Consider the following 24,086-nt stretch of genomic DNA (forward strand, 5'->3'; position numbering starts at 1 on the left):
GGCATGGGACCGCTGGTCGCCCGGCTCGGCCGGGGCGGCCAGCGGCTGCGCCACGCGGACCGGGCACACCCGTGGGTGCTGGACACCGCGGTGGTGGTGCTGGTCTTCCTCATGTTCTGCCTGCCGGACCTGATGCACGGGGGTACCGGGGACGGCGACGCCCCACGCCGGTTCCGGCTCGCCTTCACCCGGCTCCCCCCGGTGGCCATGCTGGCCCTCCAGCTCGGTCTGGTGCTGCCGCTGCTGTGGCGGCGGCGCAGGCCCATGGTGGCCTTCGCCACCATCACGGCCGTGTTCGTCCTCCAGTGGTCCCTGGGCGCGGCGCTGCGCGCGGACATCGCCCTGTTCATCGCCCTGTACAGCCTGGCCCTGCACGGTCCGCTACGGCAGCTGCCGTGGGCCTGCGCGGTCATGGCGGCCGGGATGGGACTGGTCGCGCTGCGCGCGTCGGACGCGGTGTCCGTGTGGGACGCGCTGTTCTTCCTGCTGAGCACGGCGACCGCGGCCCTGGCGCTCGGCCTGGTGGTACGCATCCGCCGGGCCCAGCTCGCCGGGCTGCGGGACCGGGCGGCCCGCCTGGAGATAGAACGCGACCAGCGCAGCCGGCTCGCGGCCGCCACCGAACGTGCCCGTGTCGCCCGCGAGATGCACGACATCGTCGGCCACAACCTCTCCGTCATGATCACGCTCGCCGACGCCGGCGCCTACGCCACGGACACCTCCCCCGAACGCGGCTTGGAGGCACTGCAGCTCATCGGCGACACCGGCCGGACCGCCCTCGGCGAGCTGCGGCGCGTCCTCGGCGTCCTGCGGGATGCGGCGGACGGCCCTGCCAGGGCGCCGGAACTCAGTCCGCAGCCCGGCGTCGCGGACGTCGAGGCACTGTGCGACGGTGTGCGCGGCGCCGGCCTGGAGGTCGTCTACCGGACCGCCGGCGAGGTGGACGCCCTGGACAGCGGGGTGCAGCTGACGGTCTACCGCATCGTCCAGGAAGCCCTCACCAACACCCTGAAGCACGCAGGCGCCGGCACCCGGGTCAACCTGTCGGTCGTCGTCGAGGACGCCCGGCTGGTCATCCGGGTCCGTGACAACGGCCCCGCCGGCCACCCCGGAACCGGCAACGAGGAAGGACACGGCCTGGTGGGCATGCGAGAACGAGCGGCGCTCTACGGAGGTACCGTCAGCGCGGAACCCGCGGCCGGCGGCGGATGGACGGTCGAGGCCACCCTCGAACTCACCCACCGGGCGGGCACCCGGTGACCACCGTGCTCATCGTCGACGACCAGCCCCTCCAGCGGTACGGCTTCCGGGTGCTCCTCGACTCCATCCCCGAGACCGAGGTGGTCGGCGAGGCCGCACACGGCGCCGAGGCCGTCCGCAAGACGGCCGAACTGCGCCCCGACGTCGTGCTGATGGACGTACGGATGCCGGGCATGGACGGCATCGAGGCCACCCGCCGGATCACCGCCGCCGGTGCCCGCTCCCGCGTCCTGGTGCTGACCACCTTCGACCTGGACGAGTACGTCCACGCCGCCCTGCGCGCCGGAGCCAGCGGTTTCCTCCTCAAGGACGCGCGCCCCGAGGAACTCCTCGCGGGCATCCGGGCCGTCGCGGTCGGCGACGCCGTCATCGCGCCGGCCCTCACCCGCCGCCTGCTGGACGAGTACGCCCAGCACGTGCCCGCTCGCCGCGGCGACCACGGCGACGACCCGCGACTGGACTCCCTGACCGACCGGGAGCGCGAGATCCTCGTCGCCATCGGCAAGGGCTGGACCAACGGGGAGATCGCCGCCCACTTCGTCGTGGCCGAGTCCACCGTGAAGACACACGTGGGCCGCGTCCTGTCCAAGATCGGCGCCCGCGACCGCATCCAGGCCGTGATCTTCGCCTACGACCGCGGACTCGTCCGCCCGGACGCCGGGTGAACGGACGCCGAGGGAGCGGAGGCCGGGTGTCCGGACGCCGGGGGAGCGGAGGCCGGGTGTCCGGACGCCGGGTGAACGGACGCTGGGTGAACGGGCGCCGGGTGAACGGACGGCAGGCCGCAGCCCGCCGACTCCGAGGCGGCGACCGCGGCGGCCCGGAAGTGGCGTCGCTCGCCGAGGTGCTGCACGAGTTCGAGCAGCGTCCGCTCGGGGCAGGTCGCCACCCGCACGTCGAGGCCGGGCGCTGAGGCGACGGCGGCGCGGAAGGCGGTCGACCGTTCGTCGATTAGTCGCAGCAGCGTGGCGAACTCACGTGTCGTTGTCACAGGGGACTCTCCATCAACGCGCTCTGACGGGACGACAGCGAATCAACGGCCGGGGCGGCCGGCGCCGCGCATGGGCGGACACCGGGTTCCGATCCGCCCGGGCGAGCGTCACCCGTGCGGTCGGAACCTGCCCGTCCGAGCGTCGGCACTACGCCGTTCGGACTTCTGCTGTGGGCTCCTGCCGCTCGCCTCGGTCACTCTGCGGAGGTGGGAGAACGTCCTCTCACCTGTCTCTAACCCGCGATTCGTACGGTGGGCAGGCGCTTCCACGGACATTGGGCGTCGGTCCCGTGGCGTCGACGACGAGAGGTGCACGATGGCCGACGGCTCGCACGCCACAACGACCGGCGCCCCACCCGCCGGCCTCCCCTCCCCGGCTGCCCGGCTCCGGCGCCCGCCGGTCGACCCCTGGCTCGCGGCGGTCGCGGCGGCCTTCACCCTCGCCCAGATCCTGCTGGTCCGGCCCGGCCTGGGCCTCGGCTGGGACGAGACGGTCTATGTCAGCCAGGTCAGCGGCCATGCCCCCGCCGCCTTCTTCAGCGCGCCCCGGGCCCGCGGTGTTCCCCTGCTCGTCGCCCCGATCACCTCGTGGTCCGACTCCACCGCCCTGCTCAGGTGCTACCTGGCCGTCCTCTCCGGCCTGGCTCTCTACTTCGCCCTGCGCGTCTGGCGGGCGCACCTCATGCCCCGCGTCCTGGCACTGGCGGGCGCCCTGTTCGCCTCGCTGTGGGTGACGGTGTTCTACGGCCCCCAGGCCATGCCCAACTACTGGGTCGCCATCGGCGCCCTGGTCTGCGTCGGCTGCGTCCTGCGCGCCCGCGCGCACACGCGGGACCCGGCGGCGTGGTGGGGCGTGTTCTCGGGGGCGGCACTGATGGCGTGGATGCGTCCCATGGACGCCGTGTACGTCGTGCTGCCCCTGCTCGCCCTCGGTCTGCGCCGACCGCGTCTGCTCGCCGTGCTGGTGGCCGGGCTGCTGGCGGGCGCCGCCGAGTGGGTGGTCGAGGCGTACACGGGCTACGGCGGCCTCACGCAACGCCTGTCCGACGCCTCCAGCATCCAGGGCGGCCTCGGCTGGCATCTCGCCGTCGCCGATCAGCTGCGCGGCCTCGGCGGCCGCATCCTCTGCCGGCCCTGCACCGGATCGCTCCCCCACCCCGCGGTGACCCTGTGGTGGTTCGTGCTGCCGCTCCTCGCCGCCGCCGGCGCGGTGGCCGCCGTGCGCGCCCGGCGTGCGCTGCCCATCATGCTCCCGCTGGCCTGCGCGGTCACGGCGGCCGTCCCCTACCTGTTCCTCATCGGCTACGCGGCCCCGCGCTTCCTGCTGCCCGCCTACGCCCTGCTGGCCCTCCCGGTCGCGTACGGCCTCGTCCACTTCGCCGGCGCCCCGGCCCGGGGGACCGCCCGCACCCTCGCCGTCGGCCTGGTGGCGGTCTGCCTCCTGGGCCACCTGGCGGTGCAGTTCGTCGTCCTGGAACGCACCGTGCACCGTTCCGTGGCGGGCCGCGCCGAATGGTCCCGTACAGCCGCCGCCCTCCACACCGCCGGGGTACGTCCGCCGTGTCTGCTCAGCGGCTACGAGGCCGTCCCGATCGCGTTCTACACCGGCTGCGGTTCGGCCGAGACCGCCGGTCACGACACCAGCACCACCGCGGCCGAACTGGCCCGGACCACCCACGGGACGCCTGTCGCGGTTCTCACCCGACCGGGCGGCCGCCCGCCCGCCTACGCGCGCTCCTGGCCGGTGGAGCGGGTGGGAGCGCTCACGGCACATCTGGCTCCCGGCATCCGGGCCGGGCGTTGAGTGCTGTGACGGTGACCGACGGCCTGCCGGTGACGGGTGGCAGGCGCCTGTACTGGCAGCTGGGGGTCACCGGGGCGGTGCTCGTCGCCGCCGGGGCGACCCTCGTCGCGCACCGGGCCATGCTCGACAGCGGGACCGACCGGCTGGCGACGGCCGACGGGGAGTGGCTGGTGCTGGCCTGCCTCGCCGCGCTGGCCACCTGGGTGTGCGCGGCCGTGGCGCAGCAGGGCGCCGTCACCGAGCGACTGCCGCGGGGGCGGCTGGTGGCCGCGCAGTTCGCCGCGTCCGCCGCCAACCACCTGCTTCCCGCGGGAGCCGGAGCAACCGTGGTCAACCTGCGGTTTTTGACGCGATGCGGGCTGTCCACCGGGCGCTCGGCGACCGCGCTGGCGGTCAAGGCGGCCGTCGGCGGGATCGTCCGGTGTGTGATCGCCGTGGCTCTCCTGGTGACCTCGTCGGGCACGGTCCGGCTCTCCCCGCGGGTCCCGCATCTGCTGATCCTGCTGCCGGTGGCAGGCGGCCTCGTCCTGCTGGCAGTCGCGGTGAGCGGTCGGCTCCGGCGCGCCGCGGCCCGGTTCCTCGCCGACGTGCGGGACGTGCACCGCAGTCCGGCACGCGCCTGCGCGCTGTGGGGCGGCTCGGTCGCGTTCGCGCTGCTGCACGCCGGGGTGGTCGTCGCCGTACTCCACGCGCTCGGCCTCGGACTGCCCACGGGCCGTGTGGTCATGGCGTACCTCATCGCCAGCGGCGCGGCCGCCATGCTGCCCACCCCCGGCGGACTGGGATCCCTGGACGCCGCGCTCGCCCTCGCTCTCACGGCCTCCGGGGCTCCGCAGCAGACGGCGCTCGCCGCGGTCCTCGGGTACCGCCTGCTGACGGGGTGGCTGCCGATGGCCCCCGGCCTACTGGTCCTCGGCCTGCTGGCCCGGCGCTCGGCGCTGTGAACCGTGCGGCGGCGGGGCCGCCAGGCCGCTCTGCCATCGCCTTGGGCCTGCCCTCGGACCCCGGCCGCGCGCACGCCCGTGTCGCCGTCCGTTCACCCATGGTGGGCGCGCGAGGCGGGAGAGGACGGTGAGGCCGCACGGTGGTCAGGATGTGTTCAGGTAGGCCGTGGCACGGTCGGGCCGCATGACATACGAGACGTCCGAGACCGCTGTTCCCCCGTCCGACGGCACCGGAGAGCCGGCCCCCGGCCGCCGGCCGCGCTGGAGCAAGGTGCCCGAAGTCACCGCCTACTTCTGGATCATCAAGGTGCTGTGCACGACCGTGGGCGAGACCGCGGCCGACCTGCTCAACGACAAGGCCGGCCTCGGCCTGACCGGTGTGTCGGTGCTGATGAGCGCCCTGCTGGCGGTCGTCCTGGTCGTGCAGTTCCGCACCCGTGCCTACCGGGCGGGCGTCTACTGGCTCGCTGTCGCCCTGATCAGCGTCGTCGGCACACTGATCAGCGACAACCTCACCGACAACTTGGGCGTGCCCCTGGAGACCAGCACCACCGTCTTCGCGATCCTCCTCGCGGTCGTCTTCGTCGTCTGGTACCGGCGCGAGCGGACGCTGTCCATTCACAGCATCGACACCACCGGCCGCGAGTCCTTCTACTGGCTCGCAGTGCTGTTCACGTTCGCCCTCGGCACCGCGGCCGGTGACCTGGTCTCCGAGCGCATGGACCTCGGCTACTGGCTCTCGGCCGTCCTGTTCGGCCTGGCCATCGCCGCGGTCGCCCTCGCGCACTTCAAGCTGGGCCTGGACGCGGTGTGGAGCTTCTGGATCGCCTACATCCTCACCCGCCCCCTGGGCGCCTCCATCGGCGACTACCTCTCCCAGCCGACCGACGACAGGGGCCTCGGCCTGGGCACGGTCGTCACCAGCACGCTGTTCCTCGCGGTCATCCTCGGACTGGTGGTCCATCTGTCGGTGACGCGGAAGGACGTGGCGGAGGTACCGGAACCCGCGCGGACCGCGGCCTGAGCCGGGCGGGTGCGGCCGAGGACGTGAGCGCACCCCGGGCCGCACCCTGACGCCCTGCTACCCGGCAGGCAGGTCGACCTGGAAGCGGGCCCCGGGGGTGTGCTCGGGGTCGTGGGACACCTCACCGCCCACGGCCCGGGCGAGACGGCGCGCGAGGGGCAGTCCGAGGCCCGCGCCGTCGTGCCCGTCTCCGGGGTCGGCGCGACGACCGGGCTGGAACAGGTCGCCGAGGAACGCGTCCGGCACGCCGGGACCGTCGTCGGTGACGTCGATGTGCACCCGGCCGGGTATCGGCCGCGCGGACAGGACCACCGCGCAGCGGGCGTACCGGACCGCGTTGACCAGCAGCGGGCTGACGATGCGTTCGAGGAGGGCGGGCGCGACGCCCGCCCTCAGCGCCGGATCAGCCACCTCGACGACGACGCTCGTCGGCTCGTCCGCGCCGAGATGTCCGGCCAGCCGGCGCAGGACGGGTTCGACGGCGGTCGCACCGGGAGCCGTGGAGGCGTTCAGAGAGCCCTCTCGGGCGTCGTCGAGGAGCGTGTCGCAGATGGCGCGCATGGATTCGGCGGCCTCGGCGATCACCTCATGCGTGGCCCGGGTCTCGGCGGCCGAGCGCTGCCGGGCCCGCCACCAGTCGAGTTCGACGATGATCCGGGTGAGCGGGGTGCGGAGTTCGTGGGACAACTCCCCGGTCAGTTGCTGCTCATGACGCAGAACGGAGCGTATGCGGTCCAGCAGGGCATCCAACGAAGCGCCCAGGCGGGCGAGTTCGGCCGGCTGGTCCTCGGCCCCGAAGCGTTCGTCGGAGCCTACGGCGCTCCACTGGGTCGCCTGGTCGGTCATGGTCCGCACCGGGCGCAGCGCGCGTCCGACGGCCAGACGTGTCAGGCCGTAGGTGCTCGCGAGCATGACGGCGTCCAGGAGGAGTGACCCCAGCAGCAGGGTGTCCGCCGAGTTGCGGTACGGGGTGAGATCCAGCGCGGTGACGACTGTGCCGGTGCTGCGGTCACCGGGTAGCGGCGCGGAACACAGCCGGACGAAGTGAGGGTTGTGGGCCTCGATGGTCGTACAGAGCCGCTTCCCGCGCGTGGCGAGTCGGTCTGCGGCCCGGGTCAGTGTGCTGTCGGCCGCGGCCGTGGGCGGCTTCTCCAGCAACCGTGCCCCGGAGTAGATCCACACGTTGGCGTCGAGAAGGCGGTCGTTGACGGTCTCCAGGATCCGCATCCGGGGGCCGCTGGTGTCGATGGTCGTGGCCACGGCGGCCGCGCGGGTGCGCAGTTCGTCGTCCGCCTGGTGCTGCAGGTGCCGGTTCATCACCGTGGTGAACGCGACGGTCAGCACGGTCATCAGCAGCGCGGCGGTGGTCAGCGCCACGAGGGAGAGCCGGCCGCGCAGGGTGCGGGGGCCCCATCGGCGCGGGAGACGGTTCATGACAGCCGGTGTCCGATGCCGCGCACGGTCGTCAGGGTCAGCGCGCTGCCGGCCGCCCGCAGTTTGCGGCGCAGCCGGCTCAGGTACTGGTCCAGGGTGTTGTCGCTGACCTGGGCGCCGTCCGGCCAGGCCGCCCTGACCAGATCGCGGCGCCGTACGAGTCCGCCGCCCGCGGCCACGAGCGTCGCCAGCAGGCGGAACTCCGTCGGGGACAGCTCGGTGCGGACCTCTCCGACCCTCGCACTGTGCCGGGTCGCGTCCAGTACGAGATCGCCCGTCGTGGCGAGGGCAGGCGGTCCGGCGCGTTTGAGCAGGGCGCGCAGCCGGGCGAGGAGTTCGGCGAGGTGGAAGGGCTTGGGCAGGTAGTCGTCCGCTCCGGCGGAGAAGCCGGACAGCCGGTCGGTGAGGTGGTGGCGAGCGGTGAGGAAGATGATCGGGGCGGCGAACCCGTTGGCCCGCATCGCCTGGCACACGTCCCGGCCGTCCGCGTCGGGCAGCCCGACGTCCAGGACGGCGGCGGCGATTCCGTCGCCTGCCAGGCGCAGGGCGGTGGATCCGTCGGGAGCGAGCACGGGCTCGAAGTCCTCGTCGTACAGGCCGCGGCGCAGCACGTCACGCAGGGCGTGGTCGTCCTCGACGACCAGGATCTTGTCGCGCATGCTCCTCCGTCGGATCGCGGGCCGTGTGCTCCTAGGGTGGCCGTGGGGACACCCACGACCCGTCGACTACAAACGTGTAGACATCGTCCCGCACTGTAGACGACCGGGCGACGCCATCCGTTCCCGCGCCTTCCCCCGAACGGTGGTCCGCGGGAGGCGGCTGTCCGCCGCCGGCCGCCCTCACCCCGGCCGGTCGGCCCAACCAGCTCGCTGCAAAGCGCAGTTGCTCAGACCGAGTCGAGTAGGGGCACCCACCCGCAGCGCCACCCCGCCCGGCGGTCATGGACGCGACGGCGCCGCCGAGGGCGCCGGTCAGCTTCGGCTGAGACGAACGGAGGGACTTCGCCTCGCGTAGCGGAACCGTCGCCCTCCGTGGGAACTGTCGGGCGGGCGGGGCGGTTGCGGTGGAGTCGTCCCCATCGGTCCCGCCCGCTCCTGACGGACCAGACCGCTCGGCACCGACGAGTCGAAAACGCCCGTGTCGGTTCCATGACATCGCTCACCTGTGAATTGCCCCAGGATTCGTGCTGTGCGGGCCGCGGCTGCACTAGATTGCGCAACTACGCACTCGGAGTGATCTTTGCCAGCCCGTACACCGCCGCGCAAGCCCGGCCGCCGCCCCCAATGGCCCGCCTGGAGCGTCCGACCGTTCGTGGGAGTGGGAAATGAGCGACCCCTGGAACGGTCCGGGCGGCCAGGCCACGCGCAGCCGTAGCACCCGGGTCCCCGGACAGCGGAGTGCCGTACCGGACGGCACGCGCCCGCCGGGCGGCCGGGCCGCGGCGCGGGCCGCCTCCCGCCCGGGCGCGCGGTCGCGGCGGCAGGTCCGGCCGGTGCGCCGCGCCAGACGCGTGCTGCGGATCGTCGGGATCTGCCTGGCCGTCCTGGTGCTCGGTACGGCCGGCGGGGGCTGGTGGTTCTACCAGCACCTCAACAGCAACATCAACACCGTCCCGATCGACGGCAAGGGCGGGACGGAGAAGGCCGACGCGTTCGGCCGCACCCCCATCAACCTGCTCGTCATGGGGTCGGACGGCCGTACCAGCAAGGCGGACTGCAAACTCGGCGGTGGCTGCTCGCAGACCGGGGTGCAGACGGGCAGCAACGCGGACGTGCAGATGGTGGTGCACATATCCGCCGACCGCTCCAACGCCACCGTCATGAGCATCCCCCGCGACACCATGACCAACGTGCCGGCGTGCAAGGACGGCGAGACCGGCAAGTCCACGGCCGGCTACTACGGCCAGATCAACAGTGCGCTGCAGTACGGCCCCGCCTGCCAGGTCGCCACCGTCCACGAGCTGACGGGCATACCCATCGACCACTTCGTGAAGCTCGACTTCTCCGGCGTGGTCAAGATGTCCGACGCGGTCGGCGGCGTCTCGGTGTGCGTCGACGCCGACGTCTACGACACCTACTCGCACCTGAAGCTCTCCGAGGGCACGCACACCCTCAAGGGCGTCGCGGCCCTGGAGTTCGTCCGCTCGCGGCACGGTTTCGGCGACGGCAGCGACCTCGGCCGTACGATCTCCCAGCACATCTTCCTCAGCGCGATGATCCGCAAGTTCAAGAGCGCGGGGACGCTCACCGACCCGACCGCGGTCTACGATCTCGCGAACGCCGCCACGAAGGCGCTCACCGTGGACGACGGCCTCGGCACCGTCAAGAAGCTCATGGGCCTCGCGGCGGACCTGAACAAGGTGCCCACCAAACGGCTGACCTTCGCCACGATGCAGACCGTCCCCGACCCGGACGACGACAACCGGGTGGTGGTGGGCGCCGGCGCCAAGACCCTCTTCGCGACCATCGCGGACGACCAGTCGCTCACCACCGGTTCCGGCAAGAAGTCCTCGGCGGCGTCGGCGACCGCCGGCGCGAAGGCCACGGACACCGCCTCGGCCGTGCCCCCCTCCCGGATCGCCGTCACCATCCAGAACGGCACCGGCATCACCGGCCGCGCCTCCGCCATCGCCGGCGCGCTCATCGACGCGGGCTTCAACTCCGGTACGACCACCGCCAACGCGCCCATCCGCTCGACCACCACCATCCTCACCTACGGCGCCGGTCAGAAGGCCGAGGCCAAGACCGCCGCCAAGGCGCTGGACCTGCCCTCCTCGCATCTGAAGCAGGGCACCGGTACCGGCCTGACCCTGGTGGTCGGCAGCGACTGGCCGAGCGGTACGACGTTCCCCGGCGGCGCGTCCTCGCCCGAGCCCGCCGACACGAAGGCCGCCGTCTCCAACGCCCACGCCCAGACCGCCGACGAGGCCAAGACCTGCGCCAAGGTCAGCCCCTACAGGACGGTCTCCCTCAACGGCGTCGCCATGACCCCGTCCCAGGCCTACGCGGCGGCGAGCACCAAGGCCGACTCCGACGAGTGAGGGGTGTGCTCACCGCGCCCCGAACCACCTGTCGGAGGCGTGAGGGGCCGCTGCCTCGCGCCTCCGGGCGGCGATGAGCACGATGCCCGTCCCCGCCGCCCCGTAGAAGATGAACAGCGTCCCCTGCCGATACAGGCTCCGCCGCTTCAAGTCCTGCGCGAACACGGCCTGTTGGTAGGTGCCGGTGCCGATCGAGTGGCCGGTGGCGGTGTCGTAGGAGAGTGCGCAGGTGTCGCCGGGCCTCATGGGGCCGGGGTGATCCTCCCCGTCCGGGCCCAGCTGGAGCCCTGGGCAGTCGGGGGTGCCGTGGGCCGAAGCGGCCCTCAGCAGGGAGACCGCCCCCCACAGCAGCGGGATCAGGAACAGGGCGATCAACACGGCTCTGTAGCGCATCGGATCACCTTAGTGAGGCCGAGGACGGGGGCCGGCGGCGGCCGATGGCCGGTGAGGGGCGGGGGCGCAGAGCGGGACCCCACGTGCGCAACCACCGGGAGACCAGGCACACTCTGCGTGTCGTAGTTCCATACCAAGAGGATGACCCACGCATGATCACGCTCACGAAGGAAGACGGCCCGGCGGACCTGGACGGAGTGACCCATCTGTCCATCGGCGTGTCCTGGGATCCCACGGCCGGCAGCAGCGGCGGGGTCATGGGCGTGCTCCGCCGCAAGAGCGGCACCGACCTCGACCTGATCGCCATCGCCCTGCAGGGAGCGGACCCGGTGCGCCTGGCGGGCCTCGACTCGCTGGATCCCATGGGCAACGGCTCGTTGCTGCACAGTGGCGACAACCAGACCGGGCGCGGCGACGGCGACGACGAGACCGTCACGGTCGAGTTCGCGCGGGTCCCAGCCAACATCACGTCGATCGTGTTCGTCGCCGCCGCCTTCAAGAAGGGCAGCTCGTTCCAGAAGGCCCGCAACATCAGCTTCAAGGTCTACGACGCGACGGGCGGAACCTCCCAGCAGGTCGCCGACATCTGGCCGAGCCTGCTGAACCAGGACAACGGATGCGCGGTCGCCAAGGCGGTGCGCGTGGGCGGCGCCTGGAAGCTCGAAGTGATCAATGTGACGGGGAAGATCAAGCAGGGTGACGAGCACGCCCTGATGCGCTTCGCGATCAGCAAGTAGTCGCGGGGCCCGACGCCCGGTCGGCGTCCGGGCCGACGGGCCGTCAGCCGGTGACCGTGAGCCGGTGACCGTGAGCCGGCCAGGGCACGTCATGAGTCGCGAGGTCCGGTGCTCCGGCGTGACGGTGCGGGCCCGGGACGTGCACGGAGATGCCGGCCTCGCAGCAGCGCGCTTCGCACCACCGGCGGAAGCAGACGTTGACCTGGTGGGCACCGGGACCCGGCGGAGTGATGCGGCTGCGCGCGCGGAACTACGCGCGGCTGTGGGCGACTTCAGCGTCCGTCGCCGTGCCTGTGGAGTGCCGGATCGTCAACGGTGGCGTATCCCAGCCCAGTTGTCGTGGCGCGTCCGTGATCGGCGCCGGGACCTGTTCGCGTCGTCGCCGGGTCCGCGGTCCGGCCACGACAACGTCACGCTGCCGCCGGCCGGCAGGGCGTGCCAGCGTGTGGCGAAGTCGTCCAGACGGATCAGGATGCGCTCGATGAGGGGCGACATCTCGAAGCCCGGCGCCGCCGCGAGGAACCAGTCCGGGAGCTCGGAGCGTTGCCCCGCGCGCAGTTCCCACAACGGGGCGCACAGGGAGGCCAGCGTCTCGGACCGCGCCATGTCGGCATGCTCGGCCCGGCTCGGCGGCCGTTTGGCTTCCCGACGCGCCTGACGCTTTCTGACGGCAGGATCGGCGGCCCAGAAGAGGTTGCTCCGTCCTGCCGCGATACGGCCGAAGGCGCCCCCGGTCAAGCCGGCCTCGGCCTCGACGAGGAAGTGCACGGCGTCGTGCGGCAGATGGTCGTCGTAGCCCGGGCCCTGCCGCGGTGCCAACTCCGGACCGCGTTCCCGAACGACAGCCACGCGATAACGGCGCCCAGGACCTTTGGTGAACGTCACGTCCATGGGTCAGCACGGTATCCACTGCCGCTGGAAGATCGCCTGTGATTACTCACGGGGCCGGGTCAGGACGTGAGGTTCACGTGCTGCGCAGGCCACGGGCGGTGAAAGCGATCAGCCACTCGAGGCTCTCATCGACGTCGGCGCTCCACTGGAACCAATCCGTCGACCGCCCGGAGGATGGCGAACCCGTCAATGGCCGGAGGGTGACGTGAGGGCCGGTCCGCCCTCAGGAGACGCGGACGACGATCTTGCCCTGGTGGTGCTCCCGTTCCAGCGTGCTGTACGCGAGGGAGGTGTCCTGCAGCGGGACGATCCGGTCGACGTACGGCACCAGGCGCCCCTCCTCGACGAGCTTCGAGAGCGCGACCAGGCCGGTGCGGTCGGGTTCGACCACGAAGAAGACACCGCGCGTGCCGTCGGCCGGGCCGGGCCCGGGCGGGGAGACGATGCTGACCAGGGTGCCGCCGTCCCGCAGCACCTGCCATGAACGCGCCTGGGTGTCACCGCCCACCGTGTCGAAGACCACCGCGACACCGGCCACGGCGGACTCGAACCGCTGGGCCGCGTAGTCGATCACCCGCTCGGCACCGAGCGTGCGCACGAACTCCGCGTCCTTGGCCCGGGCCGTGGCGACGACCGTCGCGCCGAGGGCCACGGCGATCTGGACCGCCGTCGACCCGACGCCGCCGGCCGCGCCATGGACGAGAACGGTGTCTCCCGGTTGCAGGCCGGCGTGGCGCACGAGCCCCTGCCACGCCGTGAGGCCGGGCAGGGCCAGAGCCGCCGCCCCGTCGTGGTCCAGCGAGGGCGGCTTCACCGCCAGGACGTCCGCGGGGACGGCGGTGAACTCCGCGGCGGCACCGTCCCGGGTGAAGGGGATGAGCCCGAAGACCTCGTCGCCGACGCTCAGGTCCCGTACGGCGGACCCGACCTCCACGACCTGCCCCGAGACCTCCTTCGCCGGGACGATCGGCAGTCGCAGGCTGCCCGAGCCGTCGAAACGGTCCGTCCAGGTCGCGTCCCAGTCCAGTTCGCCGCGTGTGATGGCAGCCGACCTCACGGCCACCAGCACCTCGTCGGCGGCGGGTGTGGGCCTGGGGGCGAGGTCGTACGTCAGACGTTCGGGACCGCCACGGCGGTGACCGCGGACGGCGCGCATGGTGGTGTGCTGGGTGTCCATCACAGCTGCCTTCCTGAGCGAAAGGGTTTTACCGGGTGGCGGCGAATCCGAGCGGGACCGCCTGCTCGGTCTCCCAGCTGGAAGAACCGCCCTGACCGCCCTGACCGCGCTGCCGCTGTAGCGTCCATTGCCTGGCCAGTATCTCCGACGGGGACGCTTCTCGGCAGAAGCGATGACGCCCGCGTGGATCGCGGAGACCGTGAACTCGCAGGACACGGGACGCCCCAGCCGTCCGATTTGCGGGCGCCGGCGGCTCCGTACGGGGAATGCGTGCGTCGGGTCATTGCTTCAGGAATCCATAATTCCGAATTCCCGCATCCGTACACGCGCCTTCAGCGCTTCTGCCAGGCCGGGACAGTGATCGGCGCCATGGCGACGGCGGTGAGGAAGCCGGTTCGGGTGAGCACCTCGGTCCCGTCGTCACTGACGTATTTTACGGCTGTGCCGCGGGCGCTTCTTTCCCCCGGTCGCGCGGTCCATTCGCGGGGAAGCCCCCGTTGTCTGAGAAGGAACGCGTGCGGTTGAGATCCCCGCGCTTTTGCGCCAAGCCGCCTGTGCGGCAGGTGTGTTCGGGTGACTCATGGGAAATCGGGACGGCACAAAGCGCTGGGTCGAAGTGCCCGGCGGTCGTTGAGACGATGGGGATTCTTATGCGTAGCAGGGGGATGAAGGCCGGGGCGATCGGTGTGGCCGCGGTGATGGCCGGTGTCGTCCTGACGGGCTGCGGTGACGACAGTGAGCCGGCCGCCGGGAAGCCGGGGGCCTCGGCCGGCGCGAGCGGGGGCGCGGGCGCTCAGGAGGAGGGCACCGCGGCGGTACGGGCCGCCTACGACAAGACGGCTGAGGCCGGGACGGCCAAGATGGCGATCGACATGAAGCTCTCCGCGAAGGGTGAGTCGGTCACGACGGCCGGCAGGGGCGCGCTCGACCTCAAGGAGGGCGACAGTGTCATGACCGTCGCCGCTGAGGGCAAGACCGTCGAGCAGCGTGTGGTCGACCAGGTGCTCTACCAGAAGGTGCCTGGCCAGAAGGTGCAGGGCGGCAAGACGTGGATGAAGATCGATCTGAAGAAGGCCGCGCAGTCGCAGGGCGTGAGCGGACGGCAGATCGGTGACCCGGCCCAGTCCGCCGCGTACGCCAAGGCGATCACCGACAAGGACGTCACCAAGGTCGGCACCCAGAAGATCGACGGCGTCGACACGACCCACTACCGGGTCTCGGTGGACGTCGCCGAGCTGCCTGGCGGCGCCAAGATGCGGCAGCAGCTCGGGGCGACGCTGCCGATGCACGTGTGGCTCGACGAGGACGGTCGGCTGCGCCGTCAGCAGATCGACATGACGGTCAAGGCCCCGGCCTCCGCCAGCGCGAAGCCGGACAACAGTGCCGCGCCGCAGCAGGTCAAGATGCGTACGGTGATGAACTTCTCCGACTTCGGCACGGACGTCGACGCCGAGGCCCCGCCGGCCGGCCAGGTGGCCGACATGACGGACGAGGCCATGCGGCAGAGCCGGCAGCAGAGTTGACCTGACCCCAGGAGGAGGCGCTCCTTCAGCATGGTGCGGGTCCCGCGCCACCGTCGGATGACTGAGCGGCCAGGACAGCGGCCGCGCAACTCCGACCTCCGGGCGAGCGGCTACGGACCTGCGGCCAGAGCGCGGGCTCGGGGCCGCCGGGAGCTGACCTGCGCCCGGCGCGGGGCCCGGAACGCCTACGGGGCGGCGTACCTCGACATGGTGTCGGTGTACGCCGCCCTCGGGGTGGGACGGGTCGCGGGAGGTGGCCCGCGTGGTCATGGCGGTTACTTCGGGTCCTGGTCGAACTTCGAGGTGGACCAGAAGTAGCCGAGTACCGCGAGGCCCAGGCACCACAGGACCGCGAGCCAGCCGTCGTCGCCGATCTCGCTGCCGAGCAGCAGGCCGCGCAGGGTCTCGATGGCCGGCGTGAACGGCTGGTACTCGGCGACCGGCTGGAACCAGCCCGGCATCGAGTGGATGGGGACGAAGGCGCTGGACAGGAGCGGCAGCAGGATCAGCGGCAGCGCGTTGTTGCTGGCCGCTTCGGCGTTGGGGCTGATGAGGCCCATGCCGACGGCGATCCAGGTGACCGCCGTGGCGAAGAGGACGAGCAGCCCGAAGGCCGCGAGCCACTCCAGGACACCGGCGTCGACGGACCGGAAGCCGATGGCCACGGCGACGGCGCCCACGAGGACCACGCTGATGATCGACTGCAGCACGCTGCCGACGACGTGCCCGACGAGCACGGAACCACGGTGGATCGCCATCGTCCGGAAGCGGGCGATGATGCCCTCGGTCATGTCGTTGGAGACGGAGACCGCGGTTCCGACCACGGTGCTGCCGATGGTCATCAGTAACAGCCCCGGGACGATGTACGCGATGTACCGGGAGCGGTCGGGATCACCGCCGCCGAGGCCCGCGCTCATCGTGTCACCGAAGACGTAGACGAAGAGCAACAGCAGCATGATCGGCGTGAGCAGCAGGTTCAGGGTGAGCGACGGATAGCGCCGGGCGTGCAGCAGGTTGCGGCGCAGCATCGTGGCCGAGTCACGTACGGCGAGGGGCAGGGAGCTCACAGGGCGGCCTCCTTGGGCTGGTCGGGGATGACGGCTCCGCCGGTCAGGGCGAAGAAGACATCGTCGAGGTCGGGGGTGTGCACGGTGAGTTCGTCGGCCTCGACGGCGGCCGAGTCCAGCCGGTCGAGGATGGAGCGCAGCTCGCGCTGGCTGCCGTCGCTCGGGATCTGCAGCGCCAGCGCCTCGTTGTCGCGGGTGGCGTCGTGGAGGGCGGAGGCGGCGCTCTGGTACGTCGCCGGGTCGGTGAAGCGCAGCCGTACGTGTCCGCCGGGCACGAGCCGTTTGAGTTCGCCGGCCGTGCCGTGCGCGGCGATCTTCCCGTCGTGGAGTACGGCGATGCGGTCGGCCAGTTCGTCGGCCTCCTCCAGGTACTGGGTGGTGAGGAAGACGGTGACGCCGCCCGTGACCAGCTCGCGGATGATCTGCCACATGTTGTGGCGGGAGCGGGGGTCGAGGCCGGTGGTGGGTTCGTCGAGGAAGATGATCCGCGGGTCGCCGACCAGGGTCATGGCGAGGTCCAGGCGGCGCTTCATGCCGCCGGAGTAGGTGGAGGCGGGCTTCTTCGCCGCGTCGCCGAGGTCGAAGCGTTCGAGCAGTTCGGCGGCGGTGCGGCGGCCCTCGTGCCGGGACAGGTGGTGCAGGTCGGCCATGAGGAGCATGTTCTCCTCGCCGGTGATCAGGCCGTCGACGGCGGAGAACTGGCCGGTGACGCCGATCGCGGCGCGTACCGCCTGGGGGGCGGTGGCCAGGTCGTGTCCGCCGACGCGGATCTCGCCCGCGTCGGCGGTGATGAGGGTGGAGAGGATCTTCACGGCGGTGGTCTTGCCGGCGCCGTTCGGGCCGAGTAGGGAGAAGGTCGTTCCCTCGGGGACGGCCAGGTCGACCCCGTCGAGCACGACCTTCTCGCCGTAGGACTTGCGCAGTCCGGTCGCCGCGATGGCCAGGTTGGTCATGGGGGTGCTCCTCAGAGGCTGCGGGCGACGATGTCGCCGTAGGCGGTGGTCGCGTGGATGCTCAGTTCGGCGGTGCCTTCGGTGTTCCTGAGCGCGTTGTGGATGCGGCCGTAGGTGGTGCCGGCGTCGAGGGAGGCGGAAACGCCGGCGGCGGCGTCGACCGACACGTTGCCGGCCTGGGTGCGCAGCACGACCGTGCCCTTTGAGGCTTCGGCGATGGTGATGTCGCCCTTGACGGTGCTGATCTCCGCGGGGCCGTTGAGGCGGCCGACCGAGACGTCGCCGGCCTGTGTGGTGAGCCGGACGTCGCCCGCCTCGTCGAGCTTGACGGTGCTGAGCGCGCTCTCGAAGGCGACGTCGCCGAGCCGTCCGACGCCCCGGAGTTCGGCGCTGGCCGCCTTCGCCTCGACCCGGGAGCCGGCGGGCAGCTGAACCGTCACCTCGATGGAGCCGGAGGAGCCGAGGAACTGGTTCTTCGCCGACGCCTCGATCCGCAGGACGCCGTCGCCGTACGCGACCTCGGTCTGCTCCGCCACCTTCACGTCGCGGCTCTTCGAGGGATCCGCGGGCAGAACCTCGACCGTGGTGTCGGTCCGGTCGGCCGCGATGAACCTGATGCGTCCGGCGGGGATGTCGAGGACGGCGGAGATGGGGGAGGGGGTGTCGAACTTCTGCATGGTGGTCTCCTGCGCTGCGGTTCGTTGTTTCCGACGTTGGAAACGCTACGTTGCATTCACCGAAGTCACAACGAGGTCGTTGCGCGGAAATACTGTTTATGCAGATCAAGACCTTAATATCGTTGCGTTGCGCTGCCGGATAACGCAACTAGGGGAGCTCGGTGCGTTGCAATGACTTGAAGGTGAACGCTATGCTGGGGGCATCGGGACCACGGAGGAGAGTGCGATGCCGGGAGGCAGGCTCAGCCAGCAGGAACGTCAGCAGATCGCACTGGGGCTGGCCGACGGCCTCGCCTACGCGGAGATCGGCAGACGGCTCGACCGCCCCACCTCGACCGTCACGCGTGAAGTGATGCGCAACGGCGGCCCCACCGCGTATCGCGCCGAACTCGCCCACCGCGCCACCGAACGCCGCGCCCACCAGCGCAGGCAGGGTGCGCCGCGGGGGGCGGAGGCGCCCGGACCGGATCACGGACGTGACCCCGAGGCCGTACGTGAGTACGAGGAGGTGTTCACCACCGTCCTCATGCAGTCGGGCCTGCCCAAGATGATGTCCCGGGTGCTGGGCTGCCTCTACACCACCGACGCGGGCAGCCTCACGGCGTCGGAACTCGCACAGCGCCTCAAGGTCAGTCCGGCGTCGGTCTCCAAGGCGATCGCGTTCCTGGAGAGCCAGGACCTCGTCCGCCGCGAACGCGACGAACGCCGCCGCGAGCGCTACGCCGTCGACGACGAGCTCTGGTACCAGGCGATGATGGCGAGCGCCCGGTCCAACGCCAAGCTCGTGGAGACCGCACGGCAGGGGGTCGGCGTTCTGGGGGCGGGCACTCCGGCCGCCACCCGTCTCGAGAACATCGCCCGCTTCCTCGACTTCGTCGGAGAGAGCCTCACCCGCGCCGCGGAGCAGGCCCGTGAGGTGCTCTACACGAAGGTCGAAACGCCCCCGGACGCTGCGGGCGGCCCGAGTTCGGAGCGCGCATGAACGTCTTCGGCTCCGCTTCCGGCTGTGTTCGGATTCCGGCCGTGTTCAGGAGCGGTCGCGGTTCACTCGGCCTGTTCGTGAGCGGTGAAGAAGCCGACCAGGCTGTGCGGGGCGTTGTCGTCGATGCAGAGCAGGTGGATGTCCAGTGACTCCTCGGCGGCGGCGGCGCTGCGCGGGAACAGGGCCTCCTCGTACGCGGTGAGCGCCGCCTCGGTGTCGTCCGGGTGTGCGGCCAGCGCCTTGCCGAGTTCGGCACCGTCGTACATGGCGAGATTGGCCCCCTCGCCGGACGGGGCCATCAGGTGGGCAGCGTCGCCGGCCAGGGTCACGCCGGGCACGCGATCCCAACGGTGGCCGATCGGAAGGCAGTTGACGGTACGCGGTACGGGAGCGGTCGCGCTGTCCGTGATCAGGGCGGTGAGTTCAGGGGCCCAGCCGTCGAACTCCGCGGCGACGCGGGCCGTTGCCGCCTGCGCGTCGGTGAAGTCGATGGCGTCGATCCACTCCCGCGGCTTGGTGAGGATCGCGTAGGTGTGCAGCACACCGTCCGCCTCGCGGTGCGCGAAGATCCCCTTGCCGGGGGCGGGCGCGAACAGCGAGCCGTTGCCGACGGCCCGGGCGCTCGCCGGGTGGCGGGTGTCGCCGTCGTGGAGGTAGGTCTCGATCATGCATGTGCCGACGTACTCGGGCCGGGCGTCGGACAGCAGCGGACGTACCCGCGACCACGCTCCGTCCGCGCCGACCAGGAGCCCGGTCGTCACGGTCGCCCCGTCGGCGAACGTCACCTCGTGCCGGCCGTCCCCTGAAGCCTGGACGGCGGTGACCTTGTGACCCCACCGGACCGTGCCGGCGGGCAGTGAGTCGAGCAGCATCTGCCGGAGGGCGCCGCGAGGTGCTTCCGGACGCCCGCCGGTGCCGTCGTCGGGCTCGTCCAGCAGGACCTTCCCGTCCTGGTCGAGTACGCGGGACGCCTCTCCGCCCTTGTGGATGATGGCGTGGAATTCGGCGGACAGTCCGGCCGCCTCCAGCGCGAGCTGCCCGTTGTAGTCGTGGATGTCGAGCAGACCGCCCTGCGTGCGTGCCATCGGCGACGCCTCGGCTTCGTAGACCGTCGCAGGGATGCCGTGGACGTGGAGGACGCGGGCGAGCGTCAGCCCTCCGAGCCCCGCGCCGATGATCGTGACCGGAGACGTCCTGGTGTTTCCCATGGTGCTTCCCTTCGGGCCGCGGACCGCCGGCGGACGCCTGGCGGCTTCCTGTCTGGAACGTCGTTCCAGCACGCTCAGCATGGAACGTTGTTCCAGTTCTTGTCAAGGTGGAACATCGTTCCAGGGTGTCTAGAATGCGGACATGGCTACCAGGGCGCGGCGCACGGAACGACGGCAGGAACCTCTCTCGCGGGAGCGCATCGTCAGCGCCGCCGTCGAACTCCTCGACACGGTGGGCGAGAGCGGCCTGACGTTCCGCGCGCTGGCCGAGCGCCTCGCGACCGGGCCGGGGGCGATCTACTGGCACGTCACCGGCAAGAGCGAGCTGCTCGGCGCCGCCACGGACGCCGTCGTCACCGAGGCCCTCGCCGGAGAGGACACCGGGGCGACGCCGCAGGACGCGGTCCGCGCCCTGGCGGTCGGACTGTTCGACGCGATCGACGACCACCCGTGGATGGGCGCACAGCTCGCCCGCACACCGGCGGGGTCACCCATGCTGCGCGTCTTCGAACGCATCGGACGGCAGCTCCAGGCGCTCGAAGTGCCCGAGGCCGCCCAGTTCACCGCCGCGTCCACGCTGCTCAACTACATCCTCGGAGTGGCCGGCCAGAACGCGGCCAACGCCCGGTCGCATCACACCGGCATGAGCCGTACCGAGTTCCTCGACTCCGTGGCGACCACCTGGTCGGAACTCGACCCCGATCAGTACCCGTTCACCCGGAACGTCGCCGGCCGGCTGCGTGAGCACGACGACCGGGTGGAGTTCCTCGGCGGCATCGACCTCATCCTCACCGGCATCACGGCTCGGCAGTAGTACGTCGGCGGGAACGGTGCTCCTCGTGCGGCCCAGCAGTCGTTCCAGCCGTTCCTCACCCGCCTGCGCCAGGTCGAGCGGCTTCGTCGCGCGGGAGCCTCGGGGCGAGGGAACCGGGCCCGGCCGCAAGGGGCCGCACCACACGCGCGCTCTGCTGCCTCCGAGCTGTTGGTGCAGGCGAAAGGGGTGAAGAGGCCGGAGATACTGTGGCCCAATCAGTGATGGGAGGGGTGGTGGCGGTGGAGTGGCGGGAATTCGCCGAGCAGATGGCTCTGCTGGCGCGGGACCTGTTGGCGCAGGATTCGGTCCAGGCGACGCTGGACCAGATCGCGGCGTCGGCGGTGAAACTGGTGGAGGGCTGCGACGAGGCGGGGATCCTCGCCGTGCGCAAGGGCCGAGCCGTGTCCCTGGCGGCCTGCGGGGACATGGTCCGGGAGGCGGACCGGTTGCAGGGGGAGCTGCGCGAAGGACCCTGCTTCGACCTGGCGCGGAGTAAGAACGGTGACCGTCTGTACCGGATCGCGGACATGACCCAGCCGCAGCCCACCTGGCAGCGTTTCGCCGCGGAGGCCCGCCGGCTTGGGATGGGCAGCATGACCGGCGTCCTGCTTTACACCGACAACGACGACTTCGGCGCGCTGAACCTGTACTCGCGCCGTCGCGGAGCCTTCGGCAAGGACATCGAGACCGCGGGCTGGCTGCTGGCCTCGCACGCCGCCGTGGCCCTGGACAGCGCCCGGACCATCGACCAGCTCGAACACGCGATGGAGAGCCGGCACGCCATCGGGGAGGCGCTCGGCATCCTCAGGGAGCGCCACGGCCTGAGCGAGGACGACGCCTTCGACGTGCTGCGCCGCTTCTCCCAGGACCACAACATCAAACTGCGTGACGTCGCCCAGCGCGTCCGCGCCGAGGGCACCGCGCCGGCCTGATCGCCGGGCCGCGTGTCGAGGCGGCGACCGGGACACGGGGTGTGCGGGTTGTGAGGAGAGGGGTGGGACCGGACCGTGGAGGGGGCAGACGGCGGGGAAGCGAGAGACGGGATTTCGCTCCTGGTGTGCGCGGTCGGCCCCCGGGTAGACGCAAAACGGAAAACCGCTCCAACGTCGGACACAACGAAAGAGCCCTACATGATCATCCCGCTTATGAAGCAGGCGGCAGATGAGCAGGGCAAGGGAGAGCGCGCCACGCTGAGTTCCAGCGTGGCGTGGGACAGCGGCGCGGTGCGCGTCGCCGACGCGCGCCGTATGCTGCGCGCCTTCCTCGCCCGCGCCCCGCAGGCCGGCCGCGCGTCCTTGCCGACGCGCACGTCGATGGACGCGCAACTGGCCGTCAGCGAGCTCGTCACGAACGCGATCCGCCACGCTCCGGGCCCGTGCGGAATGGTCCTGGAGCTGTCCGCCGGTGAACTGTCGATCACCGTGTGGGACACCTCCACCGACGAACCGGTGATGAGAGAGCACGACCCCCGTCGGGTAGGCGGCCATGGACTGCGCCTGGTGCAGTCCGTCAGCCACAGAGTGGCTGTCGCCTCCCGCTCCTGGGGCAAGCAGATCACCGCCCGGCTCCTCCTGGATCCCGACGCCGCGACCGACGCGTCCGACCTCACGATCCGTCCCCTTCCCTTGCAGGGGCCCACAAGCGCACACCCGTACCGCTTCCCGGCGCACCCCGCAGACCAGGCACGGGCCGAGGGCCACGACGGCTGACTCGAGCGCAAGGCAGGCGCACCGGTCGTACGTACCGCTGATGGCCCTCTGCGACGCCGACGGCCCCTGAGCTTGGCGGATCGGAATCGCTGGCACCCGACACCACCGGTTAACCAGTCTGTGCAGGTGAGCCGCCGCTACCCCTGCCCCTGCTGTGGCCATCTCGTACCGGACGAGATGGCCGGCTCGTACGCGATCTGCCCCATCCGCTCCTGGGAGGACGACGGTGTCCAGTTCCGCCGGCCGACCATGACCGGCGGGGCCGCCAAGGTCTCTCTGGTGGAGGCGCAGCGCACCTTCCAGGTCTTCGGTGCATGCGACGAGGATGGCCGCCGTTTCGTCCGGCCGCCCGCACCGGATGAGCCGCTCGATCCGATGTGGCGGCCGATCGACCGCACGCGAGACTCGTTCGAGCACTGGGAGACCACGGACCGCGTCCCCTGGCCGGAGGACCGCCGGGTGCTCTGCTGGTGGCTGCCCTCCTTCCGGCACCGGAACCGATCCGCCTGGCACCGGAACCGATCCGCGCGATGACGTCACCTGTCGAAAGACTCGTCCAGCAGCTCGACGGCGAAGCCGACGCGTCCTGCGACGCCAACTCGACTGGACCGCGCCCTGGGCGCGACTCGTAGAAGAGGCCCGCGAGTGGTCCCTGCTGGAGGCCGGCGAAGCACCGGTGGGCGACAGCATCTTCGTCGTCCCTGCGTGGATCGACCGCACCGACTTCTACCTGGAGACGTGACGCGGCCTCGCCGTTCCTGAACACGACGTCGTCGGCAGCGGCCGTTGTGGAGTGGCCCCGTGGGCGTGCGGAGGTGGCTACCCGCGACGCTCCCGGGCCCGCGCGTGTTGGAGCTTGCGGATGAAACGGTGCATGTGGGGGTCGATACGTTCGCCCGGTTCCTGGAGCACCTGCTCTTCGGTCAGCCATCGAATGGCGCTGAACTCGCCCTGGTCGTAGGAGGTGATGGTCCGGGCGTCGGTGTTGAGGAGATACCAGAGGCAGACGTCGGTGTGCGAGCCAGGGCCTCGGGTTCGGGTGACAGTGAGGAAGAGGGGCTGCTCACCGGTGATCGGCGATGCCACGGCTTCGAGGCCCAGCTCTTCCTGGCTTTCGCGCACCACGGTGACCCAGGGGTCCTCACCCGGCTCGACGTGTCCTCCGGCCGGCAGCCACAGGCCCGCTTTGCGGTGGGCGACGAGCAGAACCAGCCCACGGGCGTCGTCGAGGACGACGAAGTAGCTCACGAGATGCATCGCCGGAACATCCGGTGCGCGTGTCCGGTGGACCGGAGCTCCACCCGCGAGCCAGCGGAAGGTGGTCTCCAGGTGGGCGCGCTCCAGTTCGTCCCAGGCTTCGATGGCCCCGACCACGTGCAGAAGGCGGGCGCGGGCCGGATCCGCGGGCACGGGGGCGACGGCGGGGAGTGGATGATCGGGCGGCGTCATCGGATCACC

General features: G+C 71.4%; 23 protein-coding genes and 1 pseudogene. 13 read left to right on the top strand and 11 right to left on the bottom strand.

Features of this window, described 5'->3' with window-relative positions; genetic code table 11:
• Positions 1–3 precede the first annotated feature (3 nt).
• On the top strand, positions 4–1,260 hold the full coding sequence (locus tag ABZT03_RS06410) for a sensor histidine kinase (RefSeq protein WP_356034702.1): 1,257 nt from the start codon (positions 4–6) through the stop codon (positions 1,258–1,260).
• Complete coding sequence (locus tag ABZT03_RS06415) at positions 1,257–1,925, top strand: response regulator transcription factor (RefSeq protein WP_356034297.1); 669 nt, start codon at positions 1,257–1,259, stop codon at positions 1,923–1,925. The genes ABZT03_RS06410 and ABZT03_RS06415 overlap by 4 nt, the downstream gene beginning before the upstream one ends.
• A gap of 137 nt (positions 1,926–2,062) precedes the next feature.
• On the opposite strand, the pseudogene ABZT03_RS06420 reads toward ABZT03_RS06415, so the two are convergent.
• Positions 2,063–2,251: pseudogene (locus ABZT03_RS06420) on the bottom strand (hypothetical protein); the annotation flags it as partial.
• Positions 2,252–2,567: 316 nt separating this feature from the next.
• Between ABZT03_RS06420 and ABZT03_RS06425 the strand changes: the two are divergent.
• The 3 genes from ABZT03_RS06425 (at position 2,568) to ABZT03_RS06435 (ending at position 6,023) form a co-directional block, all read left to right on the top strand.
• On the top strand, positions 2,568–4,055 hold the full coding sequence (locus tag ABZT03_RS06425) for a hypothetical protein (protein ID WP_356034300.1): 1,488 nt from the start codon (positions 2,568–2,570) through the stop codon (positions 4,053–4,055).
• 5 nt (positions 4,056–4,060) lie between these two features.
• Positions 4,061–4,999 carry a YbhN family protein gene (locus tag ABZT03_RS06430; protein WP_356034302.1) on the top strand — a complete coding sequence of 313 codons (939 nt, stop codon included), beginning with the start codon at positions 4,061–4,063 and terminating at the stop codon, positions 4,997–4,999.
• 184 nt (positions 5,000–5,183) lie between these two features.
• On the top strand, positions 5,184–6,023 hold the full coding sequence (locus ABZT03_RS06435) for a hypothetical protein (protein ID WP_356034305.1): 840 nt from the start codon (positions 5,184–5,186) through the stop codon (positions 6,021–6,023).
• Between the two features lie 57 nt (positions 6,024–6,080).
• Here the strand turns inward: ABZT03_RS06435 and ABZT03_RS06440 are convergent, their stop codons facing one another.
• Positions 6,081–7,457: a HAMP domain-containing sensor histidine kinase gene (locus ABZT03_RS06440; RefSeq protein ID WP_356034308.1), complete on the bottom strand. Its 1,377-nt coding sequence runs from the start codon at positions 7,455–7,457 to the stop codon at positions 6,081–6,083.
• The gene (locus tag ABZT03_RS06445) at positions 7,454–8,116 is read right to left on the bottom strand and encodes a response regulator transcription factor (RefSeq protein WP_356034311.1); all 663 of its coding nucleotides are present in this window, start codon (positions 8,114–8,116) and stop codon (positions 7,454–7,456) included. Before ABZT03_RS06445 ends, ABZT03_RS06440 begins: the two co-directional genes overlap by 4 nt.
• Before the next feature lie 665 nt (positions 8,117–8,781).
• On the opposite strand from ABZT03_RS06445, the gene ABZT03_RS06450 reads away from it, so the two are divergent.
• On the top strand, positions 8,782–10,497 hold the full coding sequence (locus tag ABZT03_RS06450; RefSeq protein WP_356034313.1) for an LCP family protein: 1,716 nt from the start codon (positions 8,782–8,784) through the stop codon (positions 10,495–10,497).
• 9 nt (positions 10,498–10,506) lie between these two features.
• Here the strand turns inward: ABZT03_RS06450 and ABZT03_RS06455 are convergent, their stop codons facing one another.
• A complete protein-coding gene (locus ABZT03_RS06455; protein WP_356034316.1) occupies positions 10,507–10,890 on the bottom strand; it encodes a hypothetical protein in 384 nt (127 codons plus the stop codon).
• 152 nt (positions 10,891–11,042) lie between these two features.
• Here ABZT03_RS06455 and ABZT03_RS06460 point away from each other — a divergent pair, with 152 nt between their 5' ends.
• A complete protein-coding gene (locus ABZT03_RS06460; RefSeq protein ID WP_356034319.1) occupies positions 11,043–11,627 on the top strand; it encodes a TerD family protein in 585 nt (194 codons plus the stop codon).
• 309 nt (positions 11,628–11,936) lie between these two features.
• On the opposite strand, the gene ABZT03_RS06465 is transcribed toward ABZT03_RS06460, so the two are convergent.
• A complete protein-coding gene (locus ABZT03_RS06465) occupies positions 11,937–12,476 on the bottom strand; it encodes a hypothetical protein (RefSeq protein ID WP_356034322.1) in 540 nt (179 codons plus the stop codon).
• 265 nt (positions 12,477–12,741) lie between these two features.
• A complete protein-coding gene (locus ABZT03_RS06470) occupies positions 12,742–13,695 on the bottom strand; it encodes an NADP-dependent oxidoreductase (RefSeq protein WP_356034324.1) in 954 nt (317 codons plus the stop codon).
• A gap of 650 nt (positions 13,696–14,345) precedes the next feature.
• Here ABZT03_RS06470 and ABZT03_RS06475 point away from each other — a divergent pair.
• A complete protein-coding gene (locus ABZT03_RS06475) occupies positions 14,346–15,218 on the top strand; it encodes a hypothetical protein (RefSeq protein WP_356034327.1) in 873 nt (290 codons plus the stop codon).
• Between the two features lie 275 nt (positions 15,219–15,493).
• Here the strand turns inward: ABZT03_RS06475 and ABZT03_RS06480 are convergent, their stop codons facing one another.
• Genes ABZT03_RS06480 through ABZT03_RS06490 form a run of 3 tightly spaced genes read right to left on the bottom strand, consistent with a single transcriptional unit; the run spans position 15,494 to position 17,915 of the window.
• Entirely contained in the window at positions 15,494–16,285 is a 792-nt protein-coding gene (locus tag ABZT03_RS06480; RefSeq protein WP_356034330.1) for an ABC transporter permease, read from the bottom strand.
• The gene (locus ABZT03_RS06485) at positions 16,282–17,238 is read right to left on the bottom strand and encodes an ATP-binding cassette domain-containing protein (RefSeq protein WP_356034333.1); all 957 of its coding nucleotides are present in this window, start codon (positions 17,236–17,238) and stop codon (positions 16,282–16,284) included. Before ABZT03_RS06485 ends, ABZT03_RS06480 begins: the two co-directional genes overlap by 4 nt.
• Before the next feature lie 11 nt (positions 17,239–17,249).
• Positions 17,250–17,915, bottom strand: a complete 666-nt coding sequence (locus ABZT03_RS06490) for a DUF4097 family beta strand repeat-containing protein (RefSeq protein WP_356034336.1) — start codon at positions 17,913–17,915, stop codon at positions 17,250–17,252.
• A 226-nt stretch (positions 17,916–18,141) separates the two neighbouring features.
• On the opposite strand from ABZT03_RS06490, the gene ABZT03_RS06495 reads away from it, so the two are divergent.
• Positions 18,142–18,897 carry a helix-turn-helix domain-containing protein gene (locus tag ABZT03_RS06495; protein WP_356034339.1) on the top strand — a complete coding sequence of 252 codons (756 nt, stop codon included), beginning with the start codon at positions 18,142–18,144 and terminating at the stop codon, positions 18,895–18,897.
• Positions 18,898–18,959: 62 nt separating this feature from the next.
• On the opposite strand, the gene ABZT03_RS06500 is transcribed toward ABZT03_RS06495, so the two are convergent.
• Positions 18,960–20,105 carry an NAD(P)/FAD-dependent oxidoreductase gene (locus ABZT03_RS06500; RefSeq protein WP_356034342.1) on the bottom strand — a complete coding sequence of 382 codons (1,146 nt, stop codon included), beginning with the start codon at positions 20,103–20,105 and terminating at the stop codon, positions 18,960–18,962.
• Between the two features lie 142 nt (positions 20,106–20,247).
• On the opposite strand from ABZT03_RS06500, the gene ABZT03_RS06505 reads away from it, so the two are divergent.
• From ABZT03_RS06505 to ABZT03_RS06520, 4 genes are all read left to right on the top strand, one after another.
• Positions 20,248–20,919: a TetR family transcriptional regulator gene (locus ABZT03_RS06505; protein WP_356034344.1), complete on the top strand. Its 672-nt coding sequence runs from the start codon at positions 20,248–20,250 to the stop codon at positions 20,917–20,919.
• Between the two features lie 221 nt (positions 20,920–21,140).
• Positions 21,141–21,851 (top strand): GAF and ANTAR domain-containing protein, encoded by a 711-nt coding sequence (locus ABZT03_RS06510; RefSeq protein ID WP_356034704.1) that lies wholly within the window; start codon positions 21,141–21,143, stop codon positions 21,849–21,851.
• A gap of 198 nt (positions 21,852–22,049) precedes the next feature.
• The gene (locus tag ABZT03_RS06515; protein ID WP_356034346.1) at positions 22,050–22,628 is read left to right on the top strand and encodes an ATP-binding protein; all 579 of its coding nucleotides are present in this window, start codon (positions 22,050–22,052) and stop codon (positions 22,626–22,628) included.
• Positions 22,629–22,754: 126 nt separating this feature from the next.
• A complete protein-coding gene (locus ABZT03_RS06520; protein WP_356034348.1) occupies positions 22,755–23,162 on the top strand; it encodes a CPCC family cysteine-rich protein in 408 nt (135 codons plus the stop codon).
• Positions 23,163–23,447: 285 nt separating this feature from the next.
• Here ABZT03_RS06520 and ABZT03_RS06525 read toward each other — a convergent pair whose 3' ends face one another.
• On the bottom strand, positions 23,448–24,077 hold the full coding sequence (locus ABZT03_RS06525; RefSeq protein WP_356034351.1) for an NUDIX hydrolase: 630 nt from the start codon (positions 24,075–24,077) through the stop codon (positions 23,448–23,450).
• Positions 24,078–24,086 lie beyond the last annotated feature (9 nt).

It is taken from the genome of Streptomyces sp. NPDC005574 (assembly GCF_040605435.1).
Taxonomy (GTDB): Bacteria; Actinomycetota; Actinomycetes; order Streptomycetales; family Streptomycetaceae; genus Streptomyces.